The sequence below is a fragment of the Bordetella flabilis genome (assembly GCF_001676725.1).
Classification (GTDB): Bacteria; Pseudomonadota; Gammaproteobacteria; order Burkholderiales; family Burkholderiaceae_B; genus Bordetella_C; species Bordetella_C flabilis.
Genome location: NZ_CP016172.1, coordinates 4,173,259 through 4,190,363 on the forward strand (window position 1 = coordinate 4,173,259; position 17,105 = coordinate 4,190,363).

Annotated in this window: 14 protein-coding genes; 9 read left to right on the top strand and 5 right to left on the bottom strand. The window is 66.6% G+C overall.

All coding sequences use genetic code 11. The features are described from left to right. Position 1 precedes the first annotated feature (1 nt). The 5 genes from BAU07_RS18400 to acnA all read left to right on the top strand — a co-directional run bounded on the left by BAU07_RS18400 (position 2) and on the right by acnA (position 6,284). A complete protein-coding gene (locus tag BAU07_RS18400) occupies positions 2 to 886 on the top strand; it encodes a branched-chain amino acid ABC transporter permease (protein WP_066660584.1) in 885 nt (294 codons plus the stop codon). After that, positions 883 to 1,860, top strand: a complete 978-nt coding sequence (locus BAU07_RS18405) for a branched-chain amino acid ABC transporter permease (RefSeq protein WP_066660594.1) — start codon at positions 883 to 885, stop codon at positions 1,858 to 1,860. The genes BAU07_RS18400 and BAU07_RS18405 overlap by 4 nt, the downstream gene beginning before the upstream one ends. A gap of 98 nt (positions 1,861 to 1,958) precedes the next feature. Continuing rightward, complete coding sequence (locus BAU07_RS18410; RefSeq protein ID WP_066660596.1) at positions 1,959 to 3,014, top strand: M4 family metallopeptidase; 1,056 nt, start codon at positions 1,959 to 1,961, stop codon at positions 3,012 to 3,014. Next, complete coding sequence (locus BAU07_RS18415) at positions 3,011 to 3,325, top strand: protealysin inhibitor emfourin (protein ID WP_066660598.1); 315 nt, start codon at positions 3,011 to 3,013, stop codon at positions 3,323 to 3,325. The genes BAU07_RS18410 and BAU07_RS18415 overlap by 4 nt, the downstream gene beginning before the upstream one ends. A 253-nt stretch (positions 3,326 to 3,578) precedes the next feature. After that, positions 3,579 to 6,284, top strand: a complete 2,706-nt coding sequence (gene acnA, locus BAU07_RS18420; RefSeq protein ID WP_066665540.1) for an aconitate hydratase AcnA — start codon at positions 3,579 to 3,581, stop codon at positions 6,282 to 6,284. Between the two features lie 147 nt (positions 6,285 to 6,431). Here acnA and BAU07_RS18425 read toward each other — a convergent pair whose 3' ends face one another. Further along, a complete protein-coding gene (locus tag BAU07_RS18425) occupies positions 6,432 to 7,406 on the bottom strand; it encodes a Bug family tripartite tricarboxylate transporter substrate binding protein (protein WP_066660601.1) in 975 nt (324 codons plus the stop codon). A 288-nt stretch (positions 7,407 to 7,694) separates the two neighbouring features. After that, positions 7,695 to 8,465, bottom strand: a complete 771-nt coding sequence (locus BAU07_RS18430; protein WP_066660604.1) for a DODA-type extradiol aromatic ring-opening family dioxygenase — start codon at positions 8,463 to 8,465, stop codon at positions 7,695 to 7,697. Positions 8,466 to 8,610: 145 nt separating this feature from the next. On the opposite strand from BAU07_RS18430, the gene BAU07_RS18435 reads away from it, so the two are divergent. From BAU07_RS18435 to BAU07_RS18450, 4 genes are all read left to right on the top strand, one after another. Next, positions 8,611 to 9,813 carry a DUF2863 family protein gene (locus BAU07_RS18435; protein ID WP_066660607.1) on the top strand — a complete coding sequence of 401 codons (1,203 nt, stop codon included), beginning with the start codon at positions 8,611 to 8,613 and terminating at the stop codon, positions 9,811 to 9,813. 13 nt (positions 9,814 to 9,826) lie between these two features. Further along, positions 9,827 to 10,939: an elongation factor P maturation arginine rhamnosyltransferase EarP gene (gene earP, locus BAU07_RS18440; RefSeq protein WP_066660610.1), complete on the top strand. Its 1,113-nt coding sequence runs from the start codon at positions 9,827 to 9,829 to the stop codon at positions 10,937 to 10,939. Positions 10,940 to 11,112: 173 nt separating this feature from the next. Then, positions 11,113 to 11,673, top strand: a complete 561-nt coding sequence (gene efp / locus BAU07_RS18445; RefSeq protein WP_066660613.1) for an elongation factor P — start codon at positions 11,113 to 11,115, stop codon at positions 11,671 to 11,673. Between the two features lie 714 nt (positions 11,674 to 12,387). Beyond that, positions 12,388 to 13,215, top strand: a complete 828-nt coding sequence (locus BAU07_RS18450; RefSeq protein ID WP_157122314.1) for a hypothetical protein — start codon at positions 12,388 to 12,390, stop codon at positions 13,213 to 13,215. A 22-nt stretch (positions 13,216 to 13,237) separates the two neighbouring features. Here BAU07_RS18450 and BAU07_RS18455 read toward each other — a convergent pair whose 3' ends face one another. The 3 genes from BAU07_RS18455 to BAU07_RS18465 form a co-directional block, all read right to left on the bottom strand. After that, a complete protein-coding gene (locus tag BAU07_RS18455; protein WP_066660622.1) occupies positions 13,238 to 13,702 on the bottom strand; it encodes a DUF1178 family protein in 465 nt (154 codons plus the stop codon). A gap of 169 nt (positions 13,703 to 13,871) precedes the next feature. After that, positions 13,872 to 15,581: an ABC transporter ATP-binding protein gene (locus BAU07_RS18460; RefSeq protein WP_066660624.1), complete on the bottom strand. Its 1,710-nt coding sequence runs from the start codon at positions 15,579 to 15,581 to the stop codon at positions 13,872 to 13,874. Then, positions 15,578 to 17,104 carry an ABC transporter permease gene (locus tag BAU07_RS18465; protein WP_084025856.1) on the bottom strand — a complete coding sequence of 509 codons (1,527 nt, stop codon included), beginning with the start codon at positions 17,102 to 17,104 and terminating at the stop codon, positions 15,578 to 15,580. The genes BAU07_RS18460 and BAU07_RS18465 overlap by 4 nt, the downstream gene beginning before the upstream one ends. Position 17,105 lies beyond the last annotated feature (1 nt).

Here is a 17,105-nt window from a genome sequence, read left to right on the forward strand (position 1 = left end):
GATGAATGTATTCGGCATCCCCATGCAGGCCCTGTTCGGGCAATTGCTGCTGGGCTTGGTGAACGGCTCCTTCTACGCCATGCTGTCCCTCGGCCTGGCGGTTATTTTCGGTCTGCTCAACGTCATCAATTTCGCCCACGGCGCCCTCTACATGATGGGCGCCTTCGTGGCCTGGATGGGCCTGGCCTACCTGGGCCTGAACTATTGGGTCATGCTGATCCTCGCGCCGCTCGTCGTCGGCCTGTTCGGCATCGTCATCGAACGCCTGCTGCTGCGCCACCTGTACAAGCTGGACCATCTCTACGGGCTGCTGCTCACCTTCGGCCTGACGCTGCTGATCGAAGGATTGTTCCGCAGCGTCTATGGCGTCTCCGGCCAGCCTTTCGCCACGCCGGACCTGCTGCGCGGGGCGACCAACCTCGGCTTCATGGTCCTGCCCAACTACCGCGCCTGGGTGGTGGTGGCTTCCCTGGTGGTCTGCATGACCACATGGTTCGTGATCGAACGTACACGGCTGGGCGCGCTGCTGCGCGCCGGCACGGAGAACCCGAAGCTGGTCGAGGCGTTCGGCATCAATGTGCCGCGCATGATCATGCTGACCTATGGTTTCGGCGTGGGCCTGGCGGCCTTCGCCGGCGTGCTGGCCGCCCCCGTGCTGCAGGTATCGCCCTTGATGGGCTCGAACCTGATCATCGTCGTGTTTGCCGTGGTGGTGATCGGCGGCATGGGCTCCATCCTGGGCGCCATCGTCACGGGCCTGGGACTGGGCGTGATCGAAGGGTTGACCAAAGTCTTCTGGCCGGAAGCGTCCAGCACCGTGGTTTTCGTCATCATGGCCATCGTGCTGCTGCTGCGCCCGGCGGGGCTGTTCGGAAAAGAAAAATGAATCGACACATCGTTGGCTATGTGGTCCTGGCCATTGCGGCGGCCCTGCTGCCCTTCGCCGGGGTGTATCCCATTTTCGCCATGAAAGTGATGTGCTACGCGTTGTTCGCGTGCGCCTTCAACCTGCTGCTGGGCTTCACCGGCCTCCTGTCGTTCGGCCATGCCGCCTTCCTTGGAAGCGCGGCGTACGCAACCGGCCATGCCATCAAGGTATGGGGCTTCGGACCGGAAGCCGGACTGCTGTTCGGCGTGCTGGTGGCAGCCCTCCTGGGCCTGGTCATGGGCGGCCTGGCGATACGCCGCAGCGGCATCTACTTCGCAATGGTCACGCTGGCGCTGGCGCAGATGGTGTATTTCTACTTTCTGCAGGCGCCCTTCACGGGCGGCGAGGACGGTCTCCAAGGGGTGCCGCGCGGCCACCTGTTCGGCGTGATCGACCTTGGCAGCGACCTCAACCTTTACTACCTGGTACTGGCGCTGTTCATCATCGGCTTCGCCATCATCTGGCGCGCCGTGAATTCCCCGTTCGGTCAGGTTCTGAAGGCTTTGCGCGAAAACGAGCCACGCGCCATCTCGCTAGGCTACGACGTCGATCGATTCAAGCTGCTCGCCTTCGTGCTGTCGGCCGCCATTGCCGGGCTGGCCGGCTCGGCCAAGACCCTGGTCTTCGTCTCGGCCACCTTGTCCGATGCAACCTGGCAGATGTCGGGACTGGTCATCCTGATGACGCTGATCGGCGGCATGGGGACCTTCCTGGGCCCGGTCATCGGCGCCTTCATCGTGGTGCTGCTGGAGAACAAGGTCGGCGACTTCGCCAGCGCGCTGACGCGCTGGACGGGCGTGCAATGGTTCCAGCAGCTGGGCGAATCGGTGACGATCGTCATCGGTTTGATCTTCGTGCTCTGCGTCATGGCCTTCCGGCGCGGCATTGTCGGGGAGTTCCAGGCCCTGCTGCGGCGACGCAAGGCTGCCTGAGGGCAGGCTGGCAGGCGCAAGCGCGGCCGGGCGGCATGCCGGGCTCGCTTTGTGGACCGTAGCGGCATTATGCTCAGGGTATCCCTGAGGGCCACATCATGCTTCCGTCCCCCCGCCCGTGCCGGCCGGCGCGCGCCTTGTTGCCGCCTTACCTGCTGGATCGGCTCATCCACCTGGGCAGCCCGCACGTTCGCGCCAGCGCGGCCGATACGCTGGGATTGGACGGCGCACCGGGCAGCCTGCGCCAGACGGCCCAGGCGCGCGCCTTTGCCGCCCCAGCCCTGCGGCCGGCCCAGGCGGCCCCGCGATATGTCCATACGGCCGACAGGGGCACCGCGCTGCCCGGCAAGCTGGTCCGCGCCGAAGGGCAGCCCGCCACGGGCGATGATGCGGCCGACGAAGCCTACGCCTATCTCGGCGCGACGCGCGCGCTGTTTGCGGAGGTCTACGGCCGCAACTCCATCGACGGAAGCGGCATGGCCCTGGTCGGCACCGTCCACTATGGCGTTCACTACGACAACGCCTTCTGGAATGGCGAGCAGATGGTGTTCGGCGACGGCGATGGCGAGGTCTTCAACCGCTTCACCATCGCCATGGAAGTCGTCGCGCACGAGCTGGCGCATGGCATCATCGACCATGAAGCCGCCCTGGTCTACCAAGGGCAGGCCGGCGCGCTCAATGAATCCATCAGCGACGTGTTCGGTGTCATGGTCAAGCAGTACCACCTGCGGCAGACGGCCGCGCAGGCGGACTGGCTGGTGGGCGTGGGCTTGTTCACCGACGCCGTGCAAGCCCGGGCCTTGCGTTCGATGGCGGCCCCCGGGACGGCCTATGACGATCCGGTCCTGGGACGGGACCCCCAGCCGGACCACATGCGGGACTTCGTCCATACGCAGGACGACAACGGCGGCGTGCATATCAATTCCGGCATTCCGAACCGGGCTTTCTACCTGGCGGCCCAGGCGCTCGGCGGCCATGCGTGGGAGGCCGCCGGACGCGTGTGGTACGACGCCCTGTGCGACCCGTCGCTATCCCGGGAAGCGGATTTCCCGACTTTCGCCGGCCTGACCTTGCGGCATGCGGCGGACGCCGGCAACAGCGCCATGGAAGCCGTGCGGGACGCCTGGCAAACCGTGGGCGTGGTGCCGTCATGAATGCCCTGCCCGCCTGGGACAAGGCTGTCGACGCCCGCGTGCTGCGCCAGGGCGGCGTCGCGGCGATCCCCACGCTGTCCCGTCCGCGCAGGATCGCGCTTCGGGATTGCCCTGTGGATCGGCGCGTGGCGCTATGCGCGATCCTGGACGAGGCGGCGAACGCCGCGCAGCCAGACTGCGGCGCGGGCGACCAGCGCTATTTCACGGTTGAGATTCGCTATGAGGACCAGGACGAACCACTGCGTTTCGACGTCCCCGAAACGTGCGCGCCGCACACGCTGGTGACCCTGTGGCGCGAAGGAACCCCGTGACGGAGACATCCGGGCGGCGCCTGTGACCGATCTGCCATCTATTTTGGCTATGCTATCGCGCTTGCGGCGCGACAATTTCGCGCCGGGGCGCCGCGGCGGGAGCGCCGTGAACTTTTCCTGTTTTGTAATGTCTTATATAAGACATAAGATATAAGACATATTGAACCGACCCGCGGGCAGGCCTAGAATGACAACTGCCCCAAAACGCATGAAAATGGCTGCTTTTTAGCGGTCGCCTACCATGGAGTTCATCATGCCGCACAACACGTTCGACACACTGAAAACATTCAAGATCGGCAATCGGACCTGTCAGTACTATTCGCTGCCGGCGCTGGGCAAGGCCTTGGGCGTGGACGTGCAGCGCCTGCCGGTCTCGCTGCGCGTGGTGCTGGAGTCCGTGCTGCGCAATTGCGACGGCAAGAAGGTGACCGAAGAGCATGTCAGGCAGTTGGCGAACTGGCAGCCGACCGCCAAGCGCGAAGACGAAATCCCCTTCGTCGTGGCGCGCGTGGTGTTGCAGGACTTCACCGGCGTCCCGCTGCTGGCCGATATCGGCGCCATGCGCTCGGTGGCGCAGGCCATGGGAACGGACCCCAAGCGCATCGAGCCGCTGGTTCCGGTGGATCTGGTGGTCGACCACTCCGTGATGATCGACTACTTCGGCACCAAGAACGCCCTGGACCTGAACATGAAACTGGAGTTCCAGCGCAACAAGGAGCGCTATCAGTTCATGAAGTGGGGCATGGAAGCCTTCGACACCTTCCGCGTCGTGCCCCCGGGCTTCGGCATCGTGCACCAGGTCAACCTCGAATACCTGGCGCGCGGCGTGCACCTGGACAAGGCCAACAACGTCTACTACCCGGACTCCCTGGTGGGAACCGACAGCCACACCACCATGATCAACGGTATCGGCGTGGTGGGTTGGGGGGTGGGCGGTATCGAAGCGGAAGCGGGCATGCTCGGCCAGCCGGTGTATATCCTGACTCCCGACGTCGTGGGTGTGGAACTGAAGGGCCGCTTGCGTGGCGGCGTGACGGCCACGGACCTGGTCCTGACCATCACCGAAATGCTTCGGCGCGAAAAAGTTGTCGGCAAGTTCGTCGAATTCTGCGGCGAAGGCACCGCCAGCCTGTCCGTGACGGACCGGGCCACCATCGGCAACATGGCGCCCGAGTACGGCGCCACCATGGGTTTCTTCCCCGTCGACGAGCGCACGATCGACTACTTCAAGGGCACCGGCCGCACGGAAGAGGAGATCGCTGCGTTCGAGGCCTATTTCAAGGCCCAGAAGATGTTCGGCGTCCCCAAGGCCAAGGACATCGGCTATACCAAGCTGCTGACGCTGGACCTGTCCACCGTGGCGCCTTCGCTGGCCGGCCCCAAGCGCCCCCAGGACCGTATCGAGATCGGCAACGTCAAGAACACCTTCATCGACCTCTTCTCCAAGCCGGTGGCCGAGAATGGCTTCAACCAGCCCGCCGACAAGCTGAAGCAGGTGTTCACCACCAGCACGGGAAGCAAGCTGCGCAACGGCGATATCCTGATCGCCGCCATCACGTCCTGCACCAATACCTCCAACCCCAGCGTGATGCTGGCTGCCGGCCTGCTGGCGAAGAAGGCGGTCGAGGCCGGGCTGAAGGTCCCCAAGAACATCAAGACCTCGCTGGCCCCGGGATCCCGCGTTGTCACGGAATACCTGACCCGGACCGGCCTGCTGCCCTACCTGGAAAAGCTGGGCTTCAATGTGGCTGCCTATGGCTGCACGACCTGCATCGGCAACGCCGGCGACCTGGCGCCCGAGTTCAATGAGGCGATCAACGACAACGACCTCGTCTGCGCCGCCGTGCTCTCCGGCAATCGCAACTTCGAGGCGCGCATTCACCCGAATATCAAGGCGAATTTCCTCGCTTCGCCGCCCCTGGTGGTGGCCTACGCGCTCGCCGGCACGGTGACGCGCGACCTGATGACCGAACCGGTCGCCAAGGGCAAGCACGGCGATGTCTGGCTGGGCGATATCTGGCCCACGACCGAAGAGGTGGAAAGCCTGCTGAAGTACGCCCTGGACCCGCAGGCCTTCCAGGACAACTACAGCGAGGTGCGCACCAATCCCGGCCAGCTGTGGGAGAACATCAAGGGCGTTACGGGCGAGGTCTACAACTGGCCCGATTCCACCTACATCGCCGAGCCGCCTTTCTTCAAGGACTTCGGCATGGAGCTGGCGCCCATGCCGACCGTCCAGGGTGCCCGGGCGCTGGGCATCTTCGGCGACTCTGTCACCACCGACCACATCTCGCCGGCGGGCTCGATCAAGGAAAGCTCGCCCGCGGGCAAGTGGCTGAAGGAACACGGCGTCATGAAGGCCGACTTCAACAGCTATGGCTCGCGGCGTGGCAACCATGAAATCATGATGCGCGGCACCTTCGCCAACGTGCGCATCAAGAACCTCATGATCCCGCCGCGCGACGACGGCAGCCGCTTCGAAGGCGGGGAGACGATCTTCCAACCCTCGGGCGAGCAGATGCCCATCTACGACGCCGCGATGAAGTACATCGAGCAGGGCACGCCTACCGTGGTATTCGGCGGCGAGGAGTATGGCACCGGCTCATCGCGTGACTGGGCGGCAAAGGGGACCCAGTTGCTGGGCGTCAAGGCCGTCGTCGCGCGCAGCTTCGAGCGCATCCACCGCAGCAATCTGGTGGGCATGGGCGTGTTGCCCCTGCAGTTCAAGGGGGACGAAAGCGTGCAGTCGCTGGGCATCACCGGCGAAGAGACCTATGACGTGTCCGGCCTGGAGAACGGCATCCGGCCGCAGCAGGACGTCACGCTGACGATCCACCGCAAGGATGGCTCGAAGCAGGAGGTCACGGTGCTGCTGCGCATCGATACGCCTATCGAGGTGGACTACTACAAGCACGGCGGCATCCTGCCCTTCGTGCTGCGCCAGTTGCTGGCCGCCTGAGGCCGGACGCAGGGCCGCCGGCGCGCCGGCGGCCTGGCCGTGTCGAAGTCAACAAGGGGTCGGGCGCATGCCCGACCCCTTGTCATTGGTACGATGCCGTGGTCGCCCGCAGACAGCCCGGCAGCGCGCGACGACGCCCGGGTGCGGTCAATCCAGGCGAATATCGGCCTTTTGCACCACGGCCGCCCATCGCTTGCGCTCCGCCACCAGCCAGGTATCCATTTCGGCCGGCTGCATGGTCACCACTTCGGCGCCCTGCTCGCCCAGCTTGGCCTTCAGGTCGGCGATATTCATGATGCGTGCCAGGTCCTGGCTGAGGCGGGCCACGACTTCCGGCGGCATGGATGCAGGCGCCATCAATCCCTGCCAGGTGCCGGATTCGAAGCCGGGCACGCCTTGTTCGGCGATGGTCGGGATATTCGGCACCTGGGGCATGCGCGTGCGCTTGGACACCGCGATGGCCTTGAGCTTGCCGCTCTGGATGTGCGGCAGCGTCGCCAGCATCCCGTTCATGATGATCTGCGTCTGTCCGCCTATCGTGTCGGTGATCGCCTGGGAGCCGCCCTTGTAGGGCACGTACTCCCATTTCGCACCGGTAGCCTGCTCCACCGCCACGCCCGCCACATGGGGCGCGCTGCCCATCGCCGTCACCGCGAAATTCAGGCGTTCGCGCTTGGACAAGGCCACAAGCTCGGGCAGGGTATTCACCGGCACGGACGGATGCACGGCCAGGATATGGGGCGAATAGGCCAGCATGGTGACGCCCCGCAGATCCTTGTTGGGATCGAAGGTCAGTTTGGTATAGACCGACGGACTGATCATCAGCGCGCCCACGTCGCAAAGCAGCAGCGTGTGCCCTTCCTCGCCGGACTGGGCCACCAGGGCCGCGCCCAGATTGCCATTCGCCCCGGGCCGGTTGTCGACAATAACGGTCTGCTTCAGTGCTTCGGACAAATGCTGGCTGATGGCGCGCGCGATGATGTCCGAAGATCCGCCCGCCGGGTAGGGCACCAGAAGGCGTACATTGCGCGTTGGCCAGGTCTGCTGGGCACGCAGGGGGGCTGCGCCGCACAGGGCGGCAGCGCCGGCAGCGGCCAGGAAATATCGGCGGGTCAGGGGCATGGGTTTATCTCCTCGGGCGAGTTCACGGCTCTGTTATAGGACATCGTATAAGTTATTGTCGATTCTGCCGGGGATGGACGCGGGCGTCAATCCCATTATGGGAGGAGCGGCGCGCCCGCATGGCCCGGACGTCCCACATACGCCGCTGCAGCCGGCGCATGAGGTACGACGACATTGCACCCTATTGAAAGCCGCTTCGGGACCCACTTCCGAAGTGCGGCGTTGCAGCCTGCTTGCCGCCATGGATCACGGCCACCGGCTACAGCAAGGATGCGGGCCGCATCCCCGTCAGTCGAATTGATAGGCGTCCATGGCCAGAGCGCCGTAGGCGATTTCATCGACCAGCCGGGTCGCCGCGCCCTCACCCGCGCCCCACGCGACGAACAGGGGCATGAGGTGATCGTCGTGCGGATGCGCCGCGCGGACGTCGGGCGCCTGTGCCGACCAGTCGAGCAGCGCGGGCGTGTCGGCCCGGGCGAAACGATCGGCGAACCACTGCTGGAAGCCGGACACGTAGGGCAGCGGCTGAGCATCGTGACCGGCCGCGACATGCCGCAGGTTGTGCGTCATAGATCCCGTGGCCAGGATAAGCACGCCCTCGTCGCGCAAGGCGCGCAAGGCCACGCCGACGCGATACTGCCCGGCCGCATCCAGGCGGGCATCCAGGGCCAGGGGCGTTACCGGCACGTCGGCATCGGGATACAGGTAGCGCAAGGGAACCCAGACGCCATGATCGAGCGGACGCGCGGCATCCTCGCGCACTGCGTACCCCTGCCCGGATAACAGCGCCTGGACACGCTGGGCCAGGTCCGGCGAACCCGGCGGACCGTACTGGAGTCGATAGAGCTCCTGCGGGAACCCGCCGAAGTCATGCCATGCCTCCTGCCGCGCGCGCGTGCCGACAACCAGGCCGGGTTCACGCCAATGAGGCGAGATCGCCAGAATGGCGGTGGGCCGCGCCCGCGCGCGCGACCATGCGGCCAGCGTCGCGCCGGTGCGGCCCGGCTCGACCGCCAGCATGGGCGATCCATGGGATACGAAAAGAACAGGCCAGCGCATCTGGGCTCCTTCGAAGATGGGGGTATCGTACCGCCACGATGACGCGGCGCGGCACGCCGCGTATCACGGGGTCGTGGCCTCTAAACAGGTCAGGCCGGCGCCGGGGCGGTAAACTATCCGGTTCCCCGTCCGTCCACTGGAAGTCATGCCCCGTCCCCGCAGCCATACCCCACCCCGCCTGACGCGCGACGCTTCGCGTCTGGTGTCGCTTGCGCTGGCGTTGAACAGCTCCGGCAGCCGCGTGGAAGACCTGTTCTGGGAAGAACAACTGCGTGCCGCCATCCCCAAGCTGCTGCGCGCCGGCAATGACGCACCGCTCGAGGCCGCGCTGGATCATTTGTCGCAGACGCAGCCGGGCGCGTACGAAGTCCTGATCGAGCAGGCCGAAACCCTTACCGAATCGACCGCGATCGAAAAGAACGGCACGCGCTACGACGTGCTGCTCATCGTCGCGCCCATGGTCGCATGGACCCGCTACACCATTCCGACCGGCCCCATCCCGCCGGGCACGTTGCAGACGCTGTCGGCACAATTGCACGGCCATGTGCTGGCGCAAGGCGCCCGGTCGACGCTCATGCCCTTCCTGGTCAGCATAGATCAGATGCCGCGCACTTTTTCCGAGACCTGGCACTGGCTGCAGCGTCTTGGAAGCCAGGCGCTAGGCGCCGAAACGGTGAAACCGGCATTGTCGGAGGACGCGGAAACCGCCAACATGCTGGCCGACACCCGCTATATCGTCGGCGCCGTCGCCGTCCCGCAGGGTACCGCCATATTCCGCTGGCAGGAAAGCCCTGCCGACGCCGGCGCCACGCGCGAAGCCTGCCTGTCGCAATGGGTGGCTCAGGCCCAGCCCACGCTGGCGACATTGCTGCCGGGCTGCGGCTTCGAGTGCCTGCTGCCCGACGCCTACTACGTCAGCAACCGCGAGGCGGATCGCCGCGTGCGGCCGCTCGCCCTGCGCGCCGCGGTGACCTGGCTGGAAGGCGCGGTGAACCTGGAGCCGTCCCGCCTGCGCGCCGTGGTGGCCGGTTGCGGCGAGGGACGCGTGGACGAATACCGCGTCTCCTTTACGGCGCGCAACAGCAATGACGTGATCTATGGCTGTGTCTGGCCCCTGTACGGCCGCGAGGACGACACCGCCGGCGAAGAAGAAAAGCCGGATCCGGTCGAGGAGATCGCCGCCCTGCTGAAAGAGCTGGGCGTGAACGAAGTCCGCCGCATCCCGGGCGTGCTGCCGGCCGACTACTGTGAAGACTGCGGTACGCCTTACTTCCCCAACCCCCTCGGGGAAATGGTGCACGCGGAGCTGCCCGAAGACGCGGAAGCCGCGCCCGCCAAGTTCCACTAGCCACCGCGCCGCCATGCGCGCCGACATCTTCTGCAAGCGCGTCGACAACTACGGCGACATCGGCGTTTGCTGGCGCCTGGCACGCCGGCTGCGCCAGGCGGCGGCCTGGCAGGTACGCCTGTGGATCGACGACCTGCCTGCCTTCCGGCTCCTGGAGCCGCGTTGCGATGCCTCCGCGCCGGAACAGGACATCGATGGTGTGCGCATCGTATGGTGGTCGCCCACCCCGCCTTCCGTCGTGCCCGGCGACGTGGTGATCGAGGCGTTCGCCTGCGATCCCCCGCCGGCCTTCCGGCTGGCGATGCGCGAACGGCGGCCCGCCTGGATCAATCTGGAGTATCTGAGCGCGGAGCCGTGGGTGGAGTCCTGCCATAGACTGCCGTCGCCGCAAAGCGATGGGCTGATGAAGTACTTCTTCTTTCCAGGCTTCACGCCGGCAACCGGGGGCCTGCTGCGCGAACCGGACCTGCCCCTCGCGCGGGACCGCTTCCAGTGCTCGGAAGAGGCGCAGCATGCCCTGCTGGGCGCGCTGGGCGTCCCGGCGCAGGTCGTGGCCGCCCGGGCGGCGGTCCGGCTCGTCACATTGTTCTGCTATCCGGATGCCCCGCTGGCCAGCCTTGCGGCCGCGTTGCGCCGCGACCGCAAGCCGACCGTGGTCCTGGTTCCAGAGGGAGTGGCGCCAGGACTGGAAGCGCAGGCAGCGGCTGCGGGGACGGCATTGCGCATTGTCCGCATCCCCTTCCTGCCGCAGGACGACTACGACCGCCTGCTGTGGTGCGCCGACCTGAATTTCGTGCGTGGCGAAGATTCGCTGGTGCGCGGGTCCTGGGCCGCCCGGCCTCTGGTATGGCAGATTTACCCGCAGGCCGATGGGGTCCACCTGGACAAGCTGGATGCATGGCTGCGGTGCTACGGCGCGCCCCCACCGGCCCAAGCGCTCATACGCGCCTGGAATACCGGCGCCGCCACGGAAGAGCTCTCCGCGGCGTGGGACGCCGCCACGGCTCCTGCTGCCTGGCAGGCATGGCGCGAGGGCGCCCGCGCGTGGGAGGCGGAGTACCGCGGCCGGCCCGACCTTGCCTCGAACCTGGTGAGCTTCTGTGCCGAACTTCGGCATAAATGCTAGAATGCCGGGTTTTGCGGGGCGATCGCCATTCAGTTCCGCGCCGCTCGGCGACCCGGGCCGCAGGGAAGACCGCTGGACCGCCCTTTGCCCCAAGGCGCAGTAATTTGACGTGCCCGTTCTGACGCCATTGGCGGACCGGGTAGAAACCAGGAATATCCCGGAGTTTTAAATCGATGAAAACCGCTCAGGAATTGCGAGTCGGCAACGTGGTCATGGTCGGCAAGGATCCGCTCGTGGTCCAGAAGGCCGAATACAACAAGTCGGGCCGCAACGCGGCCGTGGTCAAGCTGAAGTTCAAGAACCTGCTGACGGCCGCCGGCAGCGAATCGGTCTACAAGGCCGACGAAAAATTCGACGTCGTGGTGCTGGACCGCAAGGAGTGCACGTACTCCTACTTCGCCGATCCCATGTATGTGTTCATGGACGAAGAGTACAACCAGTACGAGATCGAAGCCGACAGCATGGGTGACGCGCTCAACTATCTGGAAGAAGGCATGCCCGTCGAGGTCGTCTTCTACGACGGCCGTGCGATCTCGGTCGAATTGCCCACCAGCGTCGTGCGCGAAATCACGTACACCGAACCGGGTGTCCGCGGCGATACGTCGGGCAAGGTGCTCAAGCCCGCCAAGATCAACACCGGTTTCGACATCAACGTGCCGCTGTTCTGCGAAATCGGCGACAAGATCGAAATCGATACGCGCACCGGTGAATACCGCAGCCGCGTGAACCGCTGACCCGCCGGCGTCGGTATGGGCCCGCCGCACGGCAGGCCTCATGACATGCAGGACATGAATGACCCGCGGATCCCCCGGACCGCGGGTCATTCATTTGGGCAACGCGCGGAACCTGCGCGATGCGCCCCGTACCCAAGCAGGCCGCCCGCATCGTTCATCCCAGGATGAGGAAGGCGCCGCTCCCCGCGTTTCCTCGCGGCGGGCACTTGCAGGTATGGAGCCGCTCATATGCACCCTGTCGACGCCCTACACAGCCAACGCACGCTTGCGGGCGCCCCCGCGCCCAACGCGCCCATCCCGCCCACTCCGCCCTTTCGCGCGCGACACAACCCTGAAGGACGTGCTGAACGCTCCGTAGGCAAGCGCCCGGCCCTGGCCCCTTTGCGCATGCCGGGGCCTGCCGGCCATCCGGGCCTCGCAAGCCCATCCGTTACGGGAAGCCGCCCACAGGCGGCCAACGGCGATCCATGGGAACGTCCAGGGTCGTCGGGGCCCGCATCCCCGCCGCGGATCATCGCCGCCACGTCATCGTGCCGGGAGAGACGTAGCGGAATCACGCGCGAGCTCATCCAACGCGCGAGCGGGCAGATCGCGCGCGGCGAGGAAACGCTTACCTCCTTCGCCACGCGCCATAACCTGCCAAGGGCTGCGCTCCGGGCCTACGTCGGCCCCAACGGCAACTTGACCCGCGTGGGCGCCCTGATCGATCAGCGCATGGCCCATACGCTCGAGGACCGGGAACGTGAAGGGCTCGCTGCGACCGCGCGCAACTCCACGCTGGCGCGCTCGGACTTCCGCCGGGCGCAGGAACTGATCGGTCCCTACCGTGTACCCGGGAAAATCAGCCGCACCCAGTTTTGCGAACTGTTCGGCATCGAATTCGGGACGGTGCGCCAGTACTTCACCCGCGACGGCGCACTGACGCAGGCGGGAAAGCGGGCGCTGCAATGGCTGGATGGGGCGTCTCCCGCGCCGGCCGCCCTCGCGCCACCCCGTCCCTCCTCTCCAGCACCATCCGGTATCCCGCCCGTCAGCCGGGCGCCCTCGCCTGAAGTGGACGCCGCCGCGCCGCTTGCCGCCGCCCGTGATCGAACCGTCACGCCCGCGCGTTCGCTCAGGGGGACAGCGGCGGCGCAGGCCGACGGATACCGCCGGCCGTACGCTGGCGCCCGCTCGATGGCGCAGATGCAACAGCAGTTGTGGGAGGTCTGCATGCGAAGCCACATCGCACTGGAATTCCAGCTTGCGAGCCACTCGCAGTACATGGGCATGCCCCGATCGCCCTATCTCGGCGAACTGCGGATGTGCGGCGATTACTGGAGCGTCTACCCCGTGGGCGGGGGACACTACCAGGTTGCCGCCGACGATGACGGACCGCTCCATGCCGTGAACGTGCTGCGCCTGCGCCAGGGCGGCGCCACCGCGCTGGAAAGCGATTATGTCGTCGCCGGGCCGGATGCCTACGGGGCTGTCGCGTTGACGCCAAGGGCATCCACCGTTCCATCTCACCTGCTTGACGGCACGCCGTCCCCGCGCCGCTAGTGCAAGGCCCCACGGCCAACGCCTACTGCAAGCGCTCGTCGTCGAAAATATCCGGCAAGGCCATGAAGTCGATGCCGTCCTCGGCCAGGGCGCGCCGTTCCTCGGGGGTGGCGGTGCCGCGCAGCGGCCGCTCCTGGGCTTCACCCTCGTGGATACGCCGGGCCTCCTCCGCGAACCGTGGACCCACGTTTTCCGCCTTGCGCACCATCTCGCGGACCTGCTGGAGAACGGCCGCCTGCAGGCGCGCCATGTTCACCGGATCGTCGGTCGACGCCGATGCACCCGGTGCCGGACGGGCGCCGCTATCCGACTTCAAGTGCGATACGTTGAGCCGCGGCGCGGACAGCCGCTTCGACACCTTGTCCGACGCACACACCGGGCAGCAAACCAGCCCGCGAGCCTGCTGCGCGTCATAGTCTTCATGCGAGGCGAACCAGCCCTCGAAGACGTGGCCCTGCGCATCGCACTGGAGATCGAATACTTTCATAAGCGGCAATATGGCGATAAGGCGCCGAAAAACAAGGGACCGACATGACAGGCCGTTGTGCGGGACGCCTGGGTGAGACGGCGCCGGGCGCCCGATGTCGTCCTGGCGAATAGTAAACCCCGGCGCCGTTTGCTGCATTGCAACATAATCCACGCCAAGCCGGTCCGCGTCAGGCGAACTGCAGCCTCGGCACTGCCGCCAGCAAGCGGCGTGTCAGCTCATGCCGCGGATGCTGCAATACCTCGGCGGTCGCGCCCAGTTCCACGATCTTGCCGCCATGCATGACCGCGATGCGGTCGGCCAGATACTCGACCACGCCGAAGTTGTGCGTAATGAACACGTAGGCAATACCGAGCTCGCGCTGCAGGTCCTTCAGCAGGTCCAGGATCTGCGCCTGGATCGAGACATCCAGGGCGGATGTCGGTTCATCGCAGATCAGTACCTTGGGCTCCACGGCCAGCGCCCGCGCGATGGCGATACGCTGCCGCTGGCCGCCGGAGAATTCGTGCGGGTAGCGCATGGCCGTGTCTTCCGGCAAGCCGACCCGCTGCAGCAGGCCGGCGACCCGGTCGCCGCAGGCGCTGCGGGTCAGCTCTCGGCGCAACGCCATCACGCCTTCCAGCAGGATGTCGCCTACCCGCATGCGGGGATTCAGTGACGCAAAAGGGTCCTGGAATACGATCTGGATATCCTGGCGCAGACGGGCCAGAGCGCTGCCCCGCGCGCGCATCAGGTCGACACCGCCCAGCATGGCCCGTCCGTCGATGCGGGCGCCCTCGATCAGCCGCAGCAGCGCCTTTCCGGTGGTCGTCTTGCCGCAGCCCGATTCGCCCAGGAGCGCCAGGGTTTCGCCTTCGTGCAACGTGAAGCTCAGGCCGTCCACGGCCTTGACCCAGGACCGCACGCGCCGCAGCGCTCCTTTGCGTACCGGATAATGAACAGCCAGGTCGCGCACGTCCAGCACCGGCGGTCCCGGCACCCTGTCCGGCTCGGGCGACGCCGCCGCCGTGGGGCGCTCGGTGGCCGGGACAATCACCGCGGACGTCGCCATGGGAGCAGGCCCGGACAGGGGCCGGCCGCGCTTTTCGAAGGCGGGAATGGCGTCGAAGAGCTGGCGTGCATACGGGTGCCTTGGCGCCGTGAAGAAGTCATGGGCCGGCGCGCACTCGACAATCTCGCCGGCCCGCATCAGCGCGACATGCTGTGCCACATTGCGGACCACCGCCAGGTCGTGCGTGATCAACAGCATCGCCATGCCCATGTCGCGCTGGATATCCGCCAGCAGATCGAGCACCTGCGCCTGCACCGTCACGTCCAGCGCGGTCGTCGGCTCGTCGGCGATCAGCAAGAGGGGCTCGGCCGCCAGGGCGATGGCAATCATGACGCGCTGCTTCTGCCCGCCGGAGAACTGCATCGGATAGTCGTCGATACGTCGCTCCGGCTCCGGTATGCCGACGCGCCGCAGCCAGTCGATGGCGCGCGCGCGCGCGGCCGCGCCACGCAGCGGCGTATGCGCGCGCAAGGTCTCCATGATCTGGTCGCCCACTCGCATCACCGGGTTCAAGCTGGTGGACGGTTCCTGGAAGATGATGCCGATACGGCCGCCGCGGACACGCCGCATGTCGCTTTCAGGCAGCCGGTTCAGATCTTCCCCGGCCAGGTCTACCTGGCCGGCGACGATCCGGCCCGCGTCCGGCAGCAGGCGCAGCAGGGCCAAGGCGGTCATGCTCTTGCCGCATCCGGATTCGCCCACCAACGCGAAGGTCTCTCCGCGCGAGATCGCCAGGCTGAGCCGTTTCACCGCCGCGGCAATGCCGCGCTCGCCGGCGATTTCGACGCGCAAGTCGGTGACGCGCAAGGTAGGTGCCACGGCGCTCATCGACCTTCTCCCGGATCGCGAGCGGCCTCCCGGGCCTCCGCCGCCACGGGTGAAACGGCGAACAGGCCGGCCGTGGGCGACGGCGCCACCAGGGGCGCGCGGCGCGGCCGGAACTTGCGCGCGCGCGGATCGAAGGCCGCGCGTACGCCATCGGCGAACAGGTTGGCCGCCAGCACCAGCGCCAGCATGAAGACAAAGGCCGCGCCCAGGTTCCACCAGATCATCGGGTCCATAGACATTTCCAGGCGCGCTGAATCGATCATCGACCCATAGGAATTCATGGTGGGGTCCACGCCGATGCCGAGATACGACAGCACCGCCTCGTACAGGACCAGGGAGGAAAACTCCAATACCACGGTGATCAGTACGATGTGCATCACATTGGGCACCAGGTGGCGGCTCATGATGCGCCATTGCGACACGCCGAACGCTCGCGCGGCCTGTACGTATTCGAGTTCGCGCAGCTTCAGTACCTCCGCGCGCAGCAGCCGGCACAGGCCCGCCCAGCCCGTCAGGCCCAGGATCAGGCACAGCAGGAACAGACGCAGGTCCGCGCGTTCGGCCGAAGTCGGAAAGAGCGTCGGGTTGTTGTCGATGTAGACCTGCATCATCAGCACGCAGGCCGCCACCAGCAGCACACCGGGAATCGAAGTGAGCGTCGTATACAGGTAGGTGATGGCGTCGTCCACCTTGCCTTTGAAGTATCCGGCGGCGATGCCGAACACCATGGCCGGCGGCAGCATGGCAAGCGTGGTCAGGCTGCCGATCACCAGCGCCGTGCGTATGCTCTTGATGGCCTGCCACAGCACGTCGTTGCCCGTGCGGTCCGTACCCAGGGGATGGTAGCCGGTGGCCAGGCCCGCCAGCACGCCGCCAACGGCGCATAGGGCGAGCAGCGTGATCCCCATGGCGCGCCAGCGCACCTCCGTATCGCCCTGAAGCACATGGCGCACGGCGGCCCGCCACCCGCCATGCCGCCGCGCCATGGACAGGCAAACCAGCGCCGCCAGTCCCAGCGCCACCGCCACACCAGCGGCCAGCCCGGCGCCGGCACGCGCCAGCACATCGGCCACCCGCCCCGCATCCGGGTCCTTCAGGTGGGCCGCGCCCGCGCGCAGGCGCGGAAAATCCCGCACCGGACGTCCGTCGACCAGCATGGTTTCCTTGGTGAACTGGCGCGCCGCGAGCGGCGCGGAATAGGTCTTCTCCGGGCGGGTCAAGACCGTATCCGCCAGTATGGCGTCCAGCAGCGAGCGCGCGGACGGCGCATACGCCACGGGGGCGTCGGCGCCCGCGCCGGGCAGGGGCGGCAAGCGCGGCCGATAATGCACCGAATCCAGCAGGCCGATCACCGCGAAGACGACCAGGACCGCCGCGGCGCACATGGCGGGCCCATCCTGCGCCACCCGCAGCCAGGTCGCCCGCAGCGTGGGACTGCGCTTGACGTGCCAGGCGTATGCCAGGACCGCCACCACGATCAGGTACAGCGCCACATCGGTCCAGAGCAAAACGATTTTCGGCATG

Excerpts from the sequence above, each read along its gene's own strand:
- BAU07_RS18450 (WP_157122314.1), top strand. The coding sequence starts at position 12,388 with ATGGCCCATACGCTCGAGGACCGGGAACGTGAAGGGCTCGCTGCGACC.
- BAU07_RS18465 (WP_084025856.1), bottom strand. The coding sequence starts at position 17,104 with ATGCCGAAAATCGTTTTGCTCTGGACCGATGTGGCGCTGTACCTGATC.
- BAU07_RS18430 (WP_066660604.1), bottom strand. The coding sequence starts at position 8,465 with ATGCGCTGGCCTGTTCTTTTCGTATCCCATGGATCGCCCATGCTGGCG.
- BAU07_RS18400 (WP_066660584.1), top strand. The coding sequence starts at position 2 with ATGAATGTATTCGGCATCCCCATGCAGGCCCTGTTCGGGCAATTGCTG.
- BAU07_RS18405 (WP_066660594.1), top strand. The coding sequence starts at position 883 with ATGAATCGACACATCGTTGGCTATGTGGTCCTGGCCATTGCGGCGGCC.
- BAU07_RS18455 (WP_066660622.1), bottom strand. The coding sequence starts at position 13,702 with ATGAAAGTATTCGATCTCCAGTGCGATGCGCAGGGCCACGTCTTCGAG.
- BAU07_RS18460 (WP_066660624.1), bottom strand. The coding sequence starts at position 15,581 with ATGAGCGCCGTGGCACCTACCTTGCGCGTCACCGACTTGCGCGTCGAA.
- BAU07_RS18410 (WP_066660596.1), top strand. The coding sequence starts at position 1,959 with ATGCTTCCGTCCCCCCGCCCGTGCCGGCCGGCGCGCGCCTTGTTGCCG.
- efp (WP_066660613.1), top strand. The coding sequence starts at position 11,113 with ATGAAAACCGCTCAGGAATTGCGAGTCGGCAACGTGGTCATGGTCGGC.
- acnA (WP_066665540.1), top strand. The coding sequence starts at position 3,579 with ATGCCGCACAACACGTTCGACACACTGAAAACATTCAAGATCGGCAAT.
- BAU07_RS18415 (WP_066660598.1), top strand. The coding sequence starts at position 3,011 with ATGAATGCCCTGCCCGCCTGGGACAAGGCTGTCGACGCCCGCGTGCTG.
- BAU07_RS18435 (WP_066660607.1), top strand. The coding sequence starts at position 8,611 with ATGCCCCGTCCCCGCAGCCATACCCCACCCCGCCTGACGCGCGACGCT.
- BAU07_RS18425 (WP_066660601.1), bottom strand. The coding sequence starts at position 7,406 with ATGCCCCTGACCCGCCGATATTTCCTGGCCGCTGCCGGCGCTGCCGCC.
- earP (WP_066660610.1), top strand. The coding sequence starts at position 9,827 with ATGCGCGCCGACATCTTCTGCAAGCGCGTCGACAACTACGGCGACATC.